Consider the following 17253-nt stretch of genomic DNA (forward strand, 5'->3'; position numbering starts at 1 on the left):
CTTCTATATGTTTTTTATCCTTGTTCGATTTCTTCAACGAGTAATGATAGCTCTTCCCAACGTTCCATCGTCTCTTCTAACTTTTTGTCAACCTCTTCTTGCTCCTTATACAGCTCTTGTACCTTTCCGAAATCACTTCCGGCATCAGCAATTTCCTGTTCAAGCTGTTCCTTCCTCTGCTCAAGTCCTGCAATCACATCTTCAATTTGCTCCCATTCCTGCTGCTCCTTGTAGCTTAACCGTTTCTTCTTCTCCTTTTTATGAGAAGGCTTTTCTTTAGGAGTTTCCTTTTCCTGCATCATTTCCTTAAGCCTTGCATCCTCCATATAATCCGTGTAGCTGCCTTGGAAACGGAGAATTTGTCCGTTTTGTTCAAACACGATTAAATGTTCGACAACACGATCCAAGAAATATCTATCATGGGAAACAGTTAATACAACACCTGGAAATTGATCAAGATAATCCTCTAACACACTTAATGTTTGTGTATCAAGATCATTTGTCGGTTCATCAAGGAAAAGTACATTCGGTTCCTCCATTAACACCTTTAACAAATAAAGACGTCTTCTTTCTCCTCCAGACAATTTACGAATATATGTCCATTGAGCTGAGCGTGGGAATAGGAATCGTTCTAGCATTTGCTCCGCTGTTATAATCTGCCCGTCAAGCGTATGAACAATTTCAGCTGTTTCCTTAATATATTCTACAACGCGAAGATTCTCATCCATCTCCTCATGCTCTTGCGTATAAAAGCCAATTTTGACTGTTTCACCGACTTCAATCGTTCCTTGATCAGCAGGAATTCTCCCCGCAATAATATTTAATAGCGTTGATTTTCCGCTGCCATTCGGTCCAATAATCCCTAATCGTTCACCAGGTGTTACTAAATAGCTAAAGTCTGAAATTAATGTCTTTCCATCATACGATTTTGAAATATGCTCAAGCTCAATAACCTTTTTCCCTAGGCGCGTTGAGCCAATTGCAAAATCTAAATCCTTTTTAGCTGCAGGTCCCTTCTGTTCCTTAAGCTCTTCAAATCGGTCAATTCGCGCCTTCTGTTTTGTCGAACGCGCCTTTGCTCCACGTCTAATCCACGCAAGCTCTCGTCTTAATAGATTTTGTCTCTTTGTTTCAGCTTGCTCCGCATTCGTTTCGCGCTCTGCCTTTTTCTCTAAGAAAACCTCATAGTTCCCCGAATATGTGTAAAGCTTTCCTTGATCAAGCTCAAATATTTGATTTGTTACACGATTTAAGAAATAACGATCATGTGTAATCAAAAGGATTGAACCTCTATACCCAGAAAGAAACCCTTCAAGCCACTCAATCGTTTCATTATCTAGATGGTTTGTTGGCTCATCTAAAATTAATAAATCAGCTGGTTGAATAAGCGCTTTTGCAATTGCAACCCGTTTTTTTTGCCCACCTGATAAATGCGTTACTTGCTTAGAAAAATCATTAATCCCTAGCTTTGTTAACACCGTTTTTGCTACCGTGTTCGCTTCCCATGCATCATGCTCATCCATCTTTTGCTGCATTTGCATCAAATACTTTAGCTTTGCTTCATTTTCTGGATCTAACTCTAGCTCTGATAAGGCAAGCTCATACTCTCGCATCACCTTCATGATTTCGGCATCACCATAATAAATTTGTTCAAGAACTGTTAGTCCTTCCGTTAATTCCGGGTCCTGTGGTAAATACTCAACTCTCATCGAATTTGCATGGGTAATTTCCCCCTCATCCGCTGATTCAATCCGAGCGATTACCTTCAACAGAGTCGATTTCCCTGTTCCGTTAACCCCGATTAGGCCAATTCGTTGCTTTTCTTCAATCGTAAACGAAATATGATCGAACAAAACCTTGTCCCCATATGTTTTATATAAATTTTCAACTTGTAATATACTCATTTTTTATCCAATCCTTCATTACAGTATGTACCTATTGTAAAGCAAAATAGGGATCAAATGCTACGATAAGCGATTTACAAATATATCAAGTCATCTACTACAGTTTTTATCATACAACCAAAGCCATGTTTTAAAGCATTTCCCCAAAATAATAGTTATAAAAACAACTAAAATCTTGTTGATTTTTCCATTTTTCCCATATACAATTTAACTGTACTAATAATATTAATACAGTTAATACAAAGGGGGTTACTCATGTTTCAATTAGATGTGAGGAGCAGAAAACCCATATATGAACAATTAGTAGACAAAATTAAAGAATTAATTATTAATCAAATTTTAAAGCCTGATGAACAATTACCATCAGTTCGAGTGCTCTCAAGTCAATTAACCGTTAACCCAAATACAATTCAACGCGCTTATCGCGAGCTAGAACAACAAGGCTATATTTATTCGATTAAAGGAAAAGGCAATTTTGTTTCAAAAATTAACATTGTATCAAATGAACAAAAATTAACAGAGCTAAAAATAGATATCCAAAAACTAATTGCAGAAGCCATTTACCTTGGACTAACAAAAGAAGACCTATATGAAATCTATGAAAAGGCACACCCGAATAAGAAAAGCGGAAGTGCCTCGTTCAGCCCCGACAAGCATAAGACGCAAAAGAAATGAAGGTGTTCTTTGCCTTCAATTCTTTTGTGGCTTATGACCTCGAGGGGCTAGGCGCTGCAGCTAGACATCTTAGAAATGCGGAAGCGCCTCGTTCAACCCCGACAAGCATAAGACGCAAAAGAAATGAAGGTGTTCTTTGCCTTCAATTCCTATGTGGCTTGTGACCTCGAGGGGCTAGGCGCTGTAGCTAGACATCTCGAAAAGCGGAAGCTCCTTGAACAGCGACGTATAAACTGGAGCAATCCGTATGAGATAAAGGAAACACGGAGAGCGCTAGCGATTCGATGTTGACTTATCGTAAGGAGGATTGTGAAGTTTACTAGTCGCTAGGCGCCGCAGCTAGACATCTTAGAAAAGCGGAAGCGCCTCGTTCAGCCCCGACAAGCACAAGACGCATAGGAAATGAAGGTGTTCTTTACCAGGGAAAAAATCAAAAAATGGTAAATCCATCATTTAACATTTAAAACAAAAGGGGATAAACATATGATTGAAGTTCATTCCGTTAGTAAAAGTTATCAACAACACCATGCTGTTAACGACCTTTCATTAACAGTGAAAAAGGGCTCTATCTATGGATTACTCGGTTCAAATGGGGCTGGGAAAACTTCTTTACTAAAAATAATTGCTGGGATTAACCGCCAAGATTCCGGGACGATAAAAATTGAAAATCAAATCGCTTATGAAAATATTGCTGTAAAGGAACGGACGATTTTCATCCCAGATGTTCTTTACTTCTTTCCGCAAACAACGATCAAGCAAATGGCTGCACAGTATAAAGAATTTTATCCAAATTGGAACGAGCAACGCTTTGAACAATTGAAGCAAGCCTTTGCGATTGATGTCACTCGCAAGGTCAATCGCTTATCAAAAGGGATGAAGCGCCAGGTTGCTTTTTGGTTAGCACTTTCCGCTATGCCAGATTATCTCATATTAGATGAGCCGATTGATGGCCTTGATCCGGTCATGAGGAAAAAAATTAAAAACCTTTTATTTCAGGATGTAGCAGAACGTGAGATGACAGTCCTCATCTCCTCCCATAATCTTCGGGAAATTGAAGATTTATGTGATCATGTCGGAATTATGCATGAAGGGAAAATTATCGTTGAAAAGGAAATTGATGATTTAAAATCAGATACCCATAAAATTCAAATTGCCTTATCAGACCCAACACATGAAGAGCATTTGTTAAACCAATTACATATTCTCCATCAAGAAAAACGCGGCAGTGTGTTACTTTTAATCGTCAAAGGCAATGAAGACAAAATTAAAAAGGTTATTCAATCGACTGAGGTCATTCTTTTTGATTTATTACCGCTAACATTAGAAGAAATCTTTATCTATGAAATGGAGGATGTCGGCTATGAAATCGAAGAAATCCTTCTTTAATATGAGCATTATTAAACAAGACTTTAGACAAAATGGATGGATTGGCATTGCCTATTTATTATGCCTTCTTTTCGCTGTACCCTTAGAAATCCTGCAATTATCGTCACAAAAATATGTCATATTTAAGGATTATCAAAATTACTTTTTTATCAATACAGATTTACAAATCATCTTTTTATTTATAATTCCGGTGGCAGCAGGGCTACTTTTGTTTCGATATATTCAAAATGAAGCATCCGTTGATATGATCCATAGCCTGCCAATACGAAGAGAAGCCATCTTTTTTAACCACCTTATAAGTGGATTGTTATTATTGATTCTTCCTGTAATCGTAACTTCGATAACAACCTTTTTTGTAACAAAATCTGTTAAGGAGTTTAATTCAATCTTAACAGGCTCTGAGCTTCTTTCATGGACTGGGATTTATTTACTTATGACCTGCTTATTATTTAGCATCACGATCACAATAGGTATGATGACTGGGATGAGTAGTGCACAGGCGATTCTTACGTATATATTTTTGTTCCTCCCAGTTGGTTTAGTAACGTTGATCATTTATAATTTTTCCTTTTTACTATACGGCTTTTCTTCAGCTTTTATTGAGAAGAAAATTGAATATTTATCTTTATTCATTAGATATCTCAATATTAACAGTTATGATATGCCCTTTACTGCTAAGGAAATTTTGATTTATACCTTAATTACAATAATCCTTATTTTCATCGGTCTCATGCTTTATAAGGCTCGTCATTTAGAAAGAGCAACAGATGTGATCGTCTTTCCATTGTTAAGACCTATTTTCAAATATGGAATGACCCTGTGCAGCATGCTATTAGGAGGTACTTATTTTTATAGTACGACGAACGGAGTATGGGGTTGGCTTATCTTTGGATATATTAGCGGTGTGTTCTTAGGCTATATCATCGCTGAAATGATTCTGCAAAAATCTTGGAGAATCTTTCATATCAGAGCCTTTACTGGATTAATCGGCTTTAGTATTATCGTCATTATTATTTTAGGTGTAATAAAAACGGATTTACTAAATTTTGAGAAGAAAATTCCTAGTCTAGACGAGGTAAGTGAAGTTTATTTTGGAAATAGCTATCTATTAAACGATTTTCTTGATTATAAAGACTATGATATCTTTTCAGAATCAAAGGAATATATTGAAGCTGTAAGAAATCTCCATCAATCGATTATTGATGATAAAGAGTTTATTCTTTCAAAACGCAATGACAGTTCTTTAAATTCACAAGACATGATAATCGCCTATCGCTTAGAAAATGGGAAGATTCTTTCTCGGGAATACAACCTCCCGTTACAGTTTCTAGAAGATGAGCTAAAGCCAATAATGGACTCTAAAGAATACAAGAAAAGTCTTCCTGAATTTTTACAATTGCAGAATGAAACTCGAAGTATAGAATTCGAATCAAATGACCCGATTGCAAAACAAATTGTCATTAATGATAAAAAAGAAATAAATGAACTCAAACAAATACTAGAGGAAGAATTGCTTAATATGACAGTTGATGATTTCCTATCACCATCACCAGCATGGGGCTATATTACCTTAAACGGAACACAAATCTTTGAAAACTCTCCATTATCTGGTTACCCGATCGATTGGCTCAAATCATTTAATCATCTCTCCAGCTGGCTTGATAAACATGGATACTTATCAGATGCTCATATTAACATAAACCATATTAAACAAGCCCAAGTAACAATGGTAGACGAAAACTTAGATGAGCTTGAAATCTATGACATTGAAGAAATTTATCCAATGGGAGAAACAGTCCATACGATTACTGACAAGGCAGTCTTAACTGAGCTACTTGAAAAGTCAATTGATTCTGTAGATTATCCGTCACAAAATAAGTACTATATTAAATTCACTTTAACAAATGGTACACATTGGTTTGTCACGATTGCTAACGATCGAGTACCAAAAAAGGTAAGCAATTTGTTTAATCAATAACACGAAGAGCTGCTCCCCCGAATCTATGAGGTGAGTAGCTCTTTTTTCGTTTATTTTTTATTTGCTTGCTTTCCGCTTTTCTTTTGACTTTGATGTTCACTATTTCCTATTTGAAAGTCATTTCCTAGCTCAATATCATTTTTCCCTTGCTGTTTTTCAATTTCCTTATACGTCTGCTCCTTATTTTGCATTCCTTGATTTGACATACGCCTCACTCCTTAAATGGTTTTCATCCTTACTATGTACATCTTCTTCATTTCCATTCTTAAAATTTCACTGAAGCAATGCGAAAACAGCAAATCAAAAAAAGAGACTGCTTCAAAAATGTCTGTTTCCAGACTTTGAGGCAGCCTCTTTTATCTAGTTCTCTTTAATAAAAACGGCGCAGTGAAAATAACTCCAATTAAGTATAAAGCAACTGCAATGTATGCAGGCAATAAATGAATAAAAACGGTATAGTTAATAATAAAATGCGTAATAATTCCAGAAAGAAATGCAGGGATTGCTCCGATAGTAAATGTCCACCAAACCCACCCTTCTCCTTCACGAATCCCCCACAAGGCAAGCATCAATACGAGCAAACCTACACTTAGCAAGGCACTTCCAAATCCAGCGCGATCATGTGCAATGACAGGAATTAATTTTTCATTAAATTCATTGATCGCTTCTGGAGTAAGACATAAATAAGATAGAACCTACAGACAAAACCCTTGAAGGTGTGTAATCCTCCAAGGGTTAGTTTTTAACTATTAATTTCCTTGCTTTTTATTCGCAACTTCTAATGCTCGGTTCGTTTCTTCTGCTGCTTGATCTAATGCCTCTTTCGGATCCATTCCTTGATAGAGATTTTCCATTGCCGTTACAACCTTTTGACGAGATTCAGGGAATACAGAAATTAATGCACCTTGAGTTGCTGTGCTTTTCTTTGTCTCAGCTAGCTGATCAACAGTTACTTTTAATTGTGGATATTTTTCCCATTCTTCTTTAACGATATCTTGCTCATAGGCAGCAGGGTTAATTGCAAAATACCCTGATTTCACATGCCATTCAGCTTGTACCTCTGGTGTAGTTAAATATTTCATAAATTCCCATGCAGCCTTTTGCTTCTCTTCATCAATACCGCTAGACATCCAGATTGAAGCACCGCCGATAATGACACCTTCACGCTCTGTGTCATCAGGAATCGGTAAATATGATGCTCCTACTTCAAAGTCTGAGTTATCAACCATTGCTTTAATCCCAGCAGATGAATCGAGATACATCGCAATTTTTCCAGATTGAAAGGCAGCGCGCATATCATCCCAGTTTTGTCCTACATTATAATACGTTCCTTCTTTATACATTTCACTAATTAAATTGAAAACCTTTAAGCCCTTTTCGTCATTAAAGGTTGCTTTTTCCGCGTTTCCTTTTCTGCCGTTTTCATTATCTACATAATGACCGCCTTGCTCAGCAAGCATTTCTTCAAAGAACCAGCCATAATTTAAGATAGAGAAGCCGTATCTAGTCGTTTCTCCACCTTCTTTTTTCGTTAATTTTTTTGCCGCTTCTTTTAATTCACTATAAGTCATTGGAGCTTTTTCCGGATCTAATCCAGCCTCTTTAAACGCATCCTTATTGTAGATTAAAATTGGTGTTGATGAGTTGAAAGGCATCGAATATTGTTCACCATCAACTGTATAATAATTTGAAATATTCTCTTCCCATTGTGATGTATCATAGTTATCCTCATCAATAAATTTTTGCACTGGTTGAATTTTACCGCTATCAATCATATACTTTGTTCCAACCTCAAACACTTGCATAATTGTTGGCGCATCATCAGTTCCGGCAACTGAGTTAAACTTTGTTAACGACTCTTCATATGTACCTTGGAAAATAGGCTTAACCTCAATATTATCTTGAGATTTATTAAAATCTGCAACAATATCATTTAAAACCGTTTCAAGCTCTCCACTCATCGCATGCCAAAATACTACTTCCTGCTTCCCTGTGCTGCCAGTTTCCTCTCCATCACCTTTTACATCTGACTCAGAAGAATTCGAATTTGTACTAGTAGAGCACGCACCTAAAAGTAATAAAAATAACGCAGAAATGACGATTAACAATTTTTTCTTCACGGTAAATCCTCCTCGATTTCCATAAAATTATTTAATTGCACCTTGAGTTAACCCTTTTTGAAGACGTTTTTGCCCTAAAAACAACAAGATGAGAGTCGGAAGTATTACAACGACGACTGCTGCCATCACCACCCCCCATTCAGTGGAAATTTCTTGAGATTGCAATTGCTTTAAGCCAATTTGCACTGTACGAACACTCTCGTTATTCGTAACAAGCAATGGCCATAAATACATATTCCAAGTTGTTAAAAAGCTATAAATCCCTAACGTTATAAAACTAGTCTTCGAAACAGGCAACACGATATTCCAGAAAAATCGAAACCGACTAATCCCCGCTACCTGAGATGCTTCGAATAACTCCTTTGGGATTGTTTTAAATTGCTGCCGCATTAAAAACGTCCCAAAGGCTAGTGCAAAAAATGGTATTGTTAAGCTTGTATACTCGTTAATCCAGCCAAGCTTTTGAACTAACAAGAAGTTGGGAACCATCGTCGCTTCCCATGGAATCATCATCGTTGAAATAAACAAAAAGAAAATGAACTCTCTCCCTTTAAAGGGAATAAAGACAAACGCAAAAGCAGCTAAGCTTGAGACAATTAATTGACCAATCATCACAATTGCTGAAACGAAGAAGCTATTCCATAAATATCGAATAAGCGGTACCTTCTCAAATGCTGTCATGTAGTTTGCGAATGTAAAGGAATCGGGAATTAAATTTCCCTTCAGCACCTCACCGCCTTGCATAAAGCTAATCATAAACGCATAAAAAATCGGAAACATCATAAACACAACGGAAATAATTAATAAGCAATATAAGATGACTTTCTTTAAAATACTCACTGGTAATGAACCTTCCTTTCTCCTAGTTTAAATTGAAGAATCGTAATGACTAGAATACAGAAGAACAGGATGGTTGCTTGAGCACTTGCTGAGCCGACATTGTAATTAACAAAGGCATCCTTATAAATCGAGTAGACAATAACATTTGTTGATTCAATTGGGCCTCCCTTAGTCAAAATATCGATCTGTCCGAAGGTTTGGAAGGCATTAATCAATGATACCGTTATGATAAAGAAAAGCGTTGGTGATAGCATCGGAAGGGTAATCTTTCGTAATTTATACATGTAGCTTACCCCAGCGATATTAGCATTCTCGTAGAGGGTATCATCGATGTTTTGCAATCCTCCTAATAAAATGAGAAAGGCAAAACCTGTATTCATCCAAATTGTAGAAATCGAGACTGCTAGTAAAGCAAACTTCGGATCAAGCAGCCACTCTATATCTGATATGCCGAATATGCCAATGATTTTGTTTAATATTCCAATTGTCGGATTGTACATAAACATCCAAATAACGGATGAAGCTGCTACACTCATTCCCATTGTTGAAGAAAACAGCGTTCTAAAAATGCCGATTCCTCTTACCTTTTCATTTGCAATTAACGCTAAAAACAGCGCTAAAATGATACCTGCAGGAACTGTAAAAAGGACAAAAAGCAATGTCGCTTTAATACTATTTTGAAAGCTTTGGGATTGTAATAAGTACGTAAAGTTTTCAAGCCCCACAAATGAAACAGGCACCCCTTGTCCATCTGTTAAAAAGAAGCTTAAGTAAAGCGTTCTAAGCATTGGGTAGAAGAGAAAAAGACTAAACAAAATAATCGATGGCAGTAAATATAGAAGTCCTACAACAAAGTTTGGCCACTCTCTTTTCCTAGCAAAGTGTCGATCTGTTACCTTCACGTCTTGTGCAGATACGTCTGGCAAACTACTCATAGGACAGCCTCCTTAACCGCCTTGCGCTGTTCCGTTTTCGGCTGATGCCAAATACACCTTCCACTTTCCTTTTCAAATAGAAAGAGATCCTTTTCCTCAATATACAAAGGTACCCGCTCACCGACATCAATATTCCACTGACCGTTCCATTTTGCAATCCATTGTCCTTTTCCAATTTCAAAGGTTAAAAGCGTTTCGGTGCCAAGTACCTCGACGTTCACAACATCGGCCATAAAGCTTAATTGACCATCCTTTGCGAGCTGAATATGCTCAGGGCGGACTCCTATTGTCACCTCATTTCCCTTTGAATAGGATTTGAGATTTGCACCGTTTATTGGCACTGAACGTTCATCGTCAAGAACGACTTTTCCTTCACTTAGGATGACATCTATTAGATTCATTGGTGGTGAGCCTATAAACGATGCAACAAAAGTATTTTCCGGGTGATTGTAAATCTCCAACGGCTTACCGATTTGTTGAATTTCTCCATTATGTAAAATCATCATTCTGTCTGCCATTGTCATCGCTTCCGTTTGATCATGTGTTACGTAAATCATCGTAATTCCTAATTTCCGCTGAATTTGCCGAATTTCCGAACGCATTTTGGCTCTTAGCTTCGCATCCAAATTCGACAACGGCTCATCCATTAGACAAATAGGGGCATGTGTAACAATTGCTCTCGCCAAAGCAACACGTTGTCTCTGCCCACCTGATAATTGTCTTGGCTTTCGATTTAATAGCTCGGACAACCCTAACATTTCAGCTGCTTCTAAGCACCGTTGCTGCTGCTCCTGCCTTGAGATTTTCTTCGTATGTAACCCAAAGGTAATATTTTGTTGCACACTTAAATGTGGATAAAGTGCATAATTTTGAAAAACCATTGAGAGATTTCGCGCACTTGGTGGCAATTTATTCGAAAATTGCTCTCCAATATACAATTCACCAGCCGAAACCTCCTCAAGACCTGCGATCATTCGCAGCATCGTACTCTTCCCACAACCAGAAGGACCTACTAGAACAAAAAACTCACCTGGTTCAATTGCTACATTTATATCCTTCATTACATTCGTCTTCCCATCATACGATTTGGAGACATTTTTTAGCTCAACGCGTTTCATGAAAGCTCCTCCTTTATAACAAGACTTTTTTACTGAATATCCTTTTCAAGACTGCTTTATTATCTTTTCATTGAAAGCGTGGGCTGCTGCACCTTCCAAAGCCAAGGCCTCCCTGTCGATACAGCCACAGCTCCACTCTTTAATGCAGCATCGATATGGCGCTGCTCTTGAATTAGCCCGCCAGTAATAATAGGTAGATTCGTTTCATCCTTTAGCTTTGCTATCATTTCGGGAATAAGTGCTGGCATGATTTCTAAAGCATGCGGCTGGATTTCAGCTACTGAATGTAGACCATTTTCCACCGCCTCTGTATCAACTAAAAAAAGCCTTTGAATCGTAATAAGCCCTTCCCTTTTCGCTAGTTGGATAAGCGAGCTTTTCGTTGTTACGATTCCTGTTGGATTAACAAATTTCGCGATAAACTTTAACCCTTCCCGGTCATAGCTAATACCAGGAATTTTTTCTATATGTAAAAAAACAAATCGATTATTCTTTTTTAGAAGCTCAACATATCGTTTAATAACACTTATATTTCCTGTTAGTAAAATCGCAGATTGTATATTTGTTTCAAGAAACATGTCTAAGCTTTTCGGATCCTTTATAGATGCGATCAACCGATCTTCCTTCAATCGTCTCGTAAACTCCTGATAAACATTCATCCATGCTCACTCCTATTACATATTCACTTTGCAAGCTAATGCTCTGTTATTCACTTGCCAACTTCCGAAAGCGGAGGCACAAAGCGTTAATAAAGCCCTAGCTAAAAATAAAAAACCACAAAAAAACACAGGGGTAACGATTTCGTCATACTCCTAATTCTTTTGGTGGTTTCTCTTATTCACAACCTATTGCTATTCACTTGTCCTTCATTGCCTTATGTTACTTGTCGAATTTAAAGAGAATATAAAGAACATGTATAATTTTGTAAATTTATTGTTTTGATTTTGTAAAGATGCTTTTAGAAATGGCGCAAAGCATGCGATCGGTGTATATGTACATGATTTAAACAAACTATATTTAGAAGGGGTTATATCCACTCACCATATCGCGGAACAGAGTTGCCCCTACATAGAATGACAAATATTTGAAACATTGAATTGAATCAACTATTATTAATGTAGTGATCAAAAAAGATTAGCTCCTATTAAAATTCATCTTTGAAAAGTTCACTTGAAATAAAAAAATGAATTAGGGAATTGATGGAGGGTACACTCATTGGCTTTTGCACTAACAACACTTATTATACTTATTATTGTAAATGCTTTTTTTGCAGCATCAGAAATGGCATTGGTTAGCCTAAATGATAACAAAGTAAAACGGATGGCTGAAGATGGAGATAAAAAGGCTAAAATGCTCTATAAGCTCATATCTCAACCAAGCCAATTTTTAAGCACAATCCAAATCGGGATTACATTAGCAGGATTTTTAGCGAGTGCGTTTGCTGCTGACTTCTTTGCTGGACCTTTAGCAGAGCTTTTATATAATTTAGGAGTTCCGTTATCCATGAATGTACTTGGCACAGCTTCAGTTGTTGTGATTACGATCCTTCTATCGTATTTCACACTTGTCTTCGGTGAGCTTGTACCAAAGCAGCTGGCCTTACAAAAGTCTGAAACAATCTCAAATTTTGCAGTTACACCTCTTACTTGGTTATTTAAAATATGTCTGCCATTAGTTAAATTTTTGACCTTTTCAACAAATACTGTTGTTCGTTTATTCGGAGTTGATCCGAATGCAAAAAATGAAGAAGCAACAGAAGAGGAAATTCGCATGATGGTTGATGTTGGAGGTGAGCAAGGAACGATTCAAATCACAGAAAAACTAATGATCAACAACATCTTTGAGTTTAATGATAAAATCGTTTCAGACATTTTCACCCATCGAACAGACATGTCGGTTCTTTCAATTGACGCAACCTTGCAAGAAACGGTGAAATTAGTTAATTTAGAAAAATATACGAGATTCCCTGTTTATGAAGGTGATGTTGATAACATCGTCGGGATCTTACATGTAAAAGACTTATTCCAATTTATCGATCAGGACAATGATAACGAATTTGATTTAAAGAATTTAATTCGCAAGCCATACTTTGTCCTTGAAACACAAAGCATTGACGTATTATTTACCGTCATGCAAAAAAACAATGTTCATATCGCTATCGTTGTTGATGAGTATGGTGGAACAGAAGGATTAATTACAATTGAGGATGTTATCGAAGAAATTGTCGGCGAAATCTTTAGTGAGTCTGATGGTCCTGAGGATGAAGAAGTGAAGCAGCTGGCAACTAATAAATTTTCAATTTCAGGAATTACCCACCTCTACAAGCTTGAGGACATTTTACATATCGATTTTCCAACTGACGATTACGATACATTAAGTGGCTTCCTTATTGGTGAAATCGGCTATATTCCATCGAATGAGGCTCGTCCAGTCATTACATATAAAAATCTAGTATTTGAAGTAACTGAGGTATCAGAAAATCGGATTGAAAATGTCATTGTGACGATGTTAAACAAGGAACAAAATGAATTAATAGAAGAAAAGCAATAATAAGAAAGACTGTATCTCTATGTGAACTGATCATAGTCGATACAGTTTTTTTCTACACGTTCCCTTTATAGGGAATTACCATTTTCATGTTGTTAATTGTTGGATCATTTCAACTCGATTGCCAAAGGGATCCCTAAATTCAAGCCGTTCATAATTAGGTATTGGTACAGATTCAATCAACCTCACTCCTTTTTCCGCTAAAACTCTTCTCCAATGTGAGAGATCATCTACTTGATAAGCGATGTGGGCTTTTGTTGCGAGCCTATCGACATTTTCCTCTGTTCCAACATGTACTTGCTCTTTTCCTACTTGCAGCCAAAAACCTCCCCTGCCCTTTAAGGACTTAGGTTTTTCGATCTCGGGTAGTCCTAACAGATGACAATAGAAGTTCTTCCCCTCTTTTTCTGAACCTTTAGGAATTGTTATTTGCACGTGGTGTAAACCAATAATCATAGGTTCTCCCCCTTAGCATTGATAAATCCTCTTGCTAACACTCTATATAAATCGTACACGAATCATAACTATAAATAAATTTGATTATTATTAACAAGATTGATAAGTATTTCTTATCAATAAATTAAGGCAGGGAATAACCACCTGCCTCTATCATGCTACAGAGTAAATCTCCCCATCAAGACAGTATGATAATAGTTTCCGTCTGAGAGAAGCTTATCATTTTTTAATATTCCTTCTACTTCAAAGCCTTCTGACTCATATAGCTTAATCGCTTTTTTATTCGTTTCTAGAACAGCTAAATTCATTTTTTTAATATGATTGGCATCAGCCCAACGAATTGATTCCTTTAATAGATTTTTCCCAATACTAAAGCCCCAATAGCTTTTTAACACACATACACCGAATTCTACCTTGTGTGAAAGTCTTTTTAAACTGCTTCCTTCACATCGAGAAAACCCAACGATTTCTCCGTTGACTTCGGCAACTAAAAAGAGATGATTGCTTGCTTCGCTATCTTTTATGATCAGCTGCTTAAAGCCTTCTTCATCAATAAATCCTTCTCCGCTTTCCCGATCGAGATATTCTGTTTCTCCATCAATCTGGACTCTTACCTCAGACAATTGTTTCGCATCGTTCATAGCAGCAGACCTTATCACATATTGTTGATCTTTAACATTAAATTCTTTATTTGAAATTTCCATTTATGCCTCCATTTTGTCTTTATCCGAGAATTACGGCTTTATCGCTTTCCTTTTTTGCAGGTTCATGACAGTTGGAATGAATAAATAAATAGCATAAGCAAATGTCAACCATGCGGCAAATGCAATAACCTGTTGATAACTTAATTTCGGAAAAAGCAGCTGGTGATTTGCCAAAGAAAACGTATCTAAAGCTAAACCAAGCATAGTTCCGATGATACCAAACTTAATCGCCGCATTCTCCGATTTATCAACTAATAAATAGAGATGAGTAACAAGCCATAAAAGAAGTGCCGTTCCAATGAGTAATAAAAGCAAACTTATCAAAAACTCCTTTGTTCCAGGAGTAAATAATACACGTTCACCGAAAAATACGAAGAAAAGCGTTGCAAAAAGCCATATAAACAACCCCCAAATTGCAGTTACAATATAACTTTTCATTCCGATTCCTCCTTGTTTTGTAAAGAACTAATTCCATTTACGAAATGTTCAAGCTCTGCATATGTTTTTTCAATTGGAAAATCCTTTTTCAATATAGCCTGTAGAGCAATTCCATCAACAAGTGCATTAAAGAAAATCCCCCATGTCTCAACGGAAACACCTTTAATCGGTGATTCCGACCACAATTTTTCCAATTGCCTTGTAAGAATATCATTTTCTCTACCAATCATCTCTCCAAGCTGATGTCTAATTTTTTCATTCGTAAAGCCTGTCGATACTAATGTAATAAATAATTTATGGTAAAAGGAGTCGTACGAACAGCGACTTTTTGCTGACTCAATCGCCTCCTTTAAAACACCCTCATCAGTTTGTGATAAGCTATTCCAGGAATCCTCACAAATCTCTTGCACTAGCTCTAATATTAGCTGCTCCTTTGTACGAAAATGGTAATAAACCGTTCCTTGCGTTACTCCCGATTTTTCCGCTACAGCCCTTAATGTAAATTTCTCAATCCCACCTTCCACCAAACATTGCTTTGCACTTTGAAGAAGATCGTTTTTCGTAATAACATTTGGTTTAGCCATTTCACCACTCCTTCTTAGTTATTCAACTAACTAACTATTTATGTAAATTTTACCATGTTATCCATCCCTTATCAATTGTATGACTTCCATTTTTTATCACTTCTCTGCAATAGTTCGATATTACTTTCACCTAATACTTATAAATCACTCATCCTAAATAAATAGTTTCCCAACTATAAAGTATAACTTGATAAGTGGTAAATTATGCTTTATGATAAACTCAAAAGATTACTTACCTTTTGTAAAGTTAAGCTCTCCTTTTTCTTTTAATCAAGGGGTAATCTTCATACCAAAGGAGATGGGAAACATGGGTGTGCAAAAAATATTCGTTAACTTACCTGTAAAAGATTTAGACAAATCAAAAGAATTTTTTTCAAAAATAGGATTTGAATTCAATCCTCAATTTACTAACGAGCTAGCAGCATGTATGGTGATTAATGATAGTATTTATGCGATGTTATTAGTAGAAAAGCGTTTTAAAGAATTTACGAAAAAAGAGATTGCAGATTCAACGAAAAGTACAGAAGTGATTATCGCATTATCTGTTGACAGTAAGGAGCAAGTAGATGAAATCGTTAACAAAGCTCTTGAAGCTGGTGGAACAGCTGCAACTGACAAACAGGACTATGGATTTATGTACCAATGGAGTTTTCAAGATATCGACGGCCATCTTTGGGAGCTTCTTTACATGGATGAAAGTGCAGTACAATAAAATTAGCCTAAAAAAACGTTTGGATTCTTTTCTTTCCAAACGTTTTTTAAATGGATTTACACTAGTGCTACTTAAATTCACCTCTAAGGAGATAAACAGTATCATACTCTTTAAGCTTATCTATATGTCTATCTACATCTTGATAAAATTCTGTAGACAACGATGACATGCCCTCAGCTCCTGGCTTTGATATACATATGCTAGAAAAGACCATCTCGTTTTTAATGCTTATTGATGGATTTGTTTCCCAGGAATATGACACACCATCAGGAGAAGCATTTGCAAGTGAATCAACAGCATTTGCGCTACTTGTTGAACGATTGCTTTCGACTCCTATATGAAACTCAAACTGATTTTGCTCGTCATCTGGTTGGGATGCTGTAAAAATAATCGTACCTTTTCCTTCAACTTCAGTCGTCATGAAGTTAATTTCTTCATTGACCAACTTTCCTAATTCGTATTTTTCTACCCAAAGCAATAATTGCTTATACTTCCGATTATCTAGTTGAAACTCAAATACAGAGGAATTATCTGACGTAATTGAAAGAATCGCCTCTTCTCTATTCGTTAAATTAGCCACAGAAATGGTATTTTCCTCCTTCGTTTCCTTTTGACTACAAGAAACGAGTGTAATAGCAATCGGAATAGCAAGTAATAAAACGAAAATTCTTTTCATCCTTTTCTCCTTTATTTCCTTTTATCTCTCTAGTCTATTTGCCATCCACTTATGTGTCTTCACTTACTTGTCGATTCATTCATTTATTTATTTGTAAGTAAAGGCTGTTTTCATAAACTTTGTTGCCTTTAATTAGTTTCGTTATGATTGATTTCCGCTTAACAATGTTTATAACACCAA

Annotated in this window: 18 protein-coding genes; 5 read left to right on the forward strand and 13 right to left on the reverse strand. The window is 36.6% G+C overall.

Going from position 1 to position 17253, the window contains the following annotated elements; all coding sequences use genetic code 11:
* Nucleotides 1-14: 14 nt before the first annotated feature.
* Nucleotides 15-1904, reverse strand: coding sequence for an ABC-F family ATP-binding cassette domain-containing protein (locus tag ACTJJ9_RS01795; protein WP_145583889.1), 1890 nt, complete (start codon nt 1902-1904; stop codon nt 15-17).
* A gap of 255 nt (nt 1905-2159) precedes the next feature.
* On the opposite strand from ACTJJ9_RS01795, the gene ACTJJ9_RS01800 reads away from it, so the two are divergent.
* From ACTJJ9_RS01800 to ACTJJ9_RS01810, 3 genes are all read left to right on the forward strand, one after another.
* Nucleotides 2160-2579 (forward strand): GntR family transcriptional regulator, encoded by a 420-nt coding sequence (locus ACTJJ9_RS01800; RefSeq protein WP_145583891.1) that lies wholly within the window; start codon nt 2160-2162, stop codon nt 2577-2579.
* Between the two features lie 483 nt (nt 2580-3062).
* Nucleotides 3063-3965 carry an ABC transporter ATP-binding protein gene (locus ACTJJ9_RS01805; protein WP_145583893.1) on the forward strand — a complete coding sequence of 301 codons (903 nt, stop codon included), beginning with the start codon at nt 3063-3065 and terminating at the stop codon, nt 3963-3965.
* Entirely contained in the window at nt 3940-5943 is a 2004-nt protein-coding gene (locus tag ACTJJ9_RS01810; protein ID WP_145583895.1) for a DUF6449 domain-containing protein, read from the forward strand. Before ACTJJ9_RS01805 ends, ACTJJ9_RS01810 begins: the two co-directional genes overlap by 26 nt.
* Before the next feature lie 50 nt (nt 5944-5993).
* On the opposite strand, the gene ACTJJ9_RS01815 is transcribed toward ACTJJ9_RS01810, so the two are convergent.
* The 7 genes from ACTJJ9_RS01815 to ACTJJ9_RS01845 form a co-directional block, all read right to left on the reverse strand.
* Nucleotides 5994-6149, reverse strand: a complete 156-nt coding sequence (locus tag ACTJJ9_RS01815) for a hypothetical protein (protein ID WP_186324277.1) — start codon at nt 6147-6149, stop codon at nt 5994-5996.
* A 150-nt stretch (nt 6150-6299) separates the two neighbouring features.
* Nucleotides 6300-6539: a hypothetical protein gene (locus ACTJJ9_RS01820; RefSeq protein ID WP_255451984.1), complete on the reverse strand. Its 240-nt coding sequence runs from the start codon at nt 6537-6539 to the stop codon at nt 6300-6302.
* Nucleotides 6540-6692: 153 nt separating this feature from the next.
* Entirely contained in the window at nt 6693-8063 is a 1371-nt protein-coding gene (locus ACTJJ9_RS01825; protein ID WP_440768421.1) for an ABC transporter substrate-binding protein, read from the reverse strand.
* Between the two features lie 27 nt (nt 8064-8090).
* The gene (locus tag ACTJJ9_RS01830) at nt 8091-8846 is read right to left on the reverse strand and encodes a carbohydrate ABC transporter permease (RefSeq protein WP_370877266.1); all 756 of its coding nucleotides are present in this window, start codon (nt 8844-8846) and stop codon (nt 8091-8093) included.
* A 53-nt stretch (nt 8847-8899) separates the two neighbouring features.
* Entirely contained in the window at nt 8900-9838 is a 939-nt protein-coding gene (locus tag ACTJJ9_RS01835; RefSeq protein ID WP_145581049.1) for a carbohydrate ABC transporter permease, read from the reverse strand.
* Nucleotides 9835-10956: a sn-glycerol-3-phosphate ABC transporter ATP-binding protein UgpC gene (locus tag ACTJJ9_RS01840; RefSeq protein ID WP_145581050.1), complete on the reverse strand. Its 1122-nt coding sequence runs from the start codon at nt 10954-10956 to the stop codon at nt 9835-9837. The genes ACTJJ9_RS01835 and ACTJJ9_RS01840 overlap by 4 nt, the downstream gene beginning before the upstream one ends.
* 59 nt (nt 10957-11015) lie before the next feature.
* A complete protein-coding gene (locus ACTJJ9_RS01845) occupies nt 11016-11615 on the reverse strand; it encodes a glycerol-3-phosphate responsive antiterminator (RefSeq protein WP_095300551.1) in 600 nt (199 codons plus the stop codon).
* A 556-nt stretch (nt 11616-12171) separates the two neighbouring features.
* Between ACTJJ9_RS01845 and ACTJJ9_RS01850 the strand changes: the two genes are divergently transcribed.
* Nucleotides 12172-13506: a hemolysin family protein gene (locus tag ACTJJ9_RS01850; protein ID WP_095300549.1), complete on the forward strand. Its 1335-nt coding sequence runs from the start codon at nt 12172-12174 to the stop codon at nt 13504-13506.
* Between the two features lie 84 nt (nt 13507-13590).
* Here ACTJJ9_RS01850 and ACTJJ9_RS01855 read toward each other — a convergent pair whose 3' ends face one another.
* The 4 genes from ACTJJ9_RS01855 to ACTJJ9_RS01870 form a co-directional block, all read right to left on the reverse strand.
* Nucleotides 13591-13959 carry a VOC family protein gene (locus tag ACTJJ9_RS01855; RefSeq protein WP_145581051.1) on the reverse strand — a complete coding sequence of 123 codons (369 nt, stop codon included), beginning with the start codon at nt 13957-13959 and terminating at the stop codon, nt 13591-13593.
* A 158-nt stretch (nt 13960-14117) separates the two neighbouring features.
* Nucleotides 14118-14663, reverse strand: coding sequence for a GNAT family N-acetyltransferase (locus ACTJJ9_RS01860; RefSeq protein ID WP_145581052.1), 546 nt, complete (start codon nt 14661-14663; stop codon nt 14118-14120).
* A gap of 30 nt (nt 14664-14693) precedes the next feature.
* On the reverse strand, nt 14694-15101 hold the full coding sequence (locus ACTJJ9_RS01865; protein ID WP_145581053.1) for a DUF5367 family protein: 408 nt from the start codon (nt 15099-15101) through the stop codon (nt 14694-14696).
* Nucleotides 15098-15685 (reverse strand): TetR/AcrR family transcriptional regulator, encoded by a 588-nt coding sequence (locus ACTJJ9_RS01870; RefSeq protein WP_095300541.1) that lies wholly within the window; start codon nt 15683-15685, stop codon nt 15098-15100. Before ACTJJ9_RS01870 ends, ACTJJ9_RS01865 begins: the two co-directional genes overlap by 4 nt.
* A 307-nt stretch (nt 15686-15992) precedes the next feature.
* On the opposite strand from ACTJJ9_RS01870, the gene ACTJJ9_RS01875 reads away from it, so the two are divergent.
* Entirely contained in the window at nt 15993-16397 is a 405-nt protein-coding gene (locus ACTJJ9_RS01875; protein WP_145581054.1) for a VOC family protein, read from the forward strand.
* Between the two features lie 67 nt (nt 16398-16464).
* Here ACTJJ9_RS01875 and ACTJJ9_RS01880 read toward each other — a convergent pair whose 3' ends face one another.
* The gene (locus tag ACTJJ9_RS01880; protein ID WP_145581055.1) at nt 16465-17073 is read right to left on the reverse strand and encodes a hypothetical protein; all 609 of its coding nucleotides are present in this window, start codon (nt 17071-17073) and stop codon (nt 16465-16467) included.
* Nucleotides 17074-17253 lie beyond the last annotated feature (180 nt).

Source organism: Metabacillus sp. 22489 (assembly GCF_052044855.1).
GTDB classification, from domain to species: domain Bacteria; phylum Bacillota; class Bacilli; order Bacillales; family Bacillaceae; genus Metabacillus; species Metabacillus niabensis.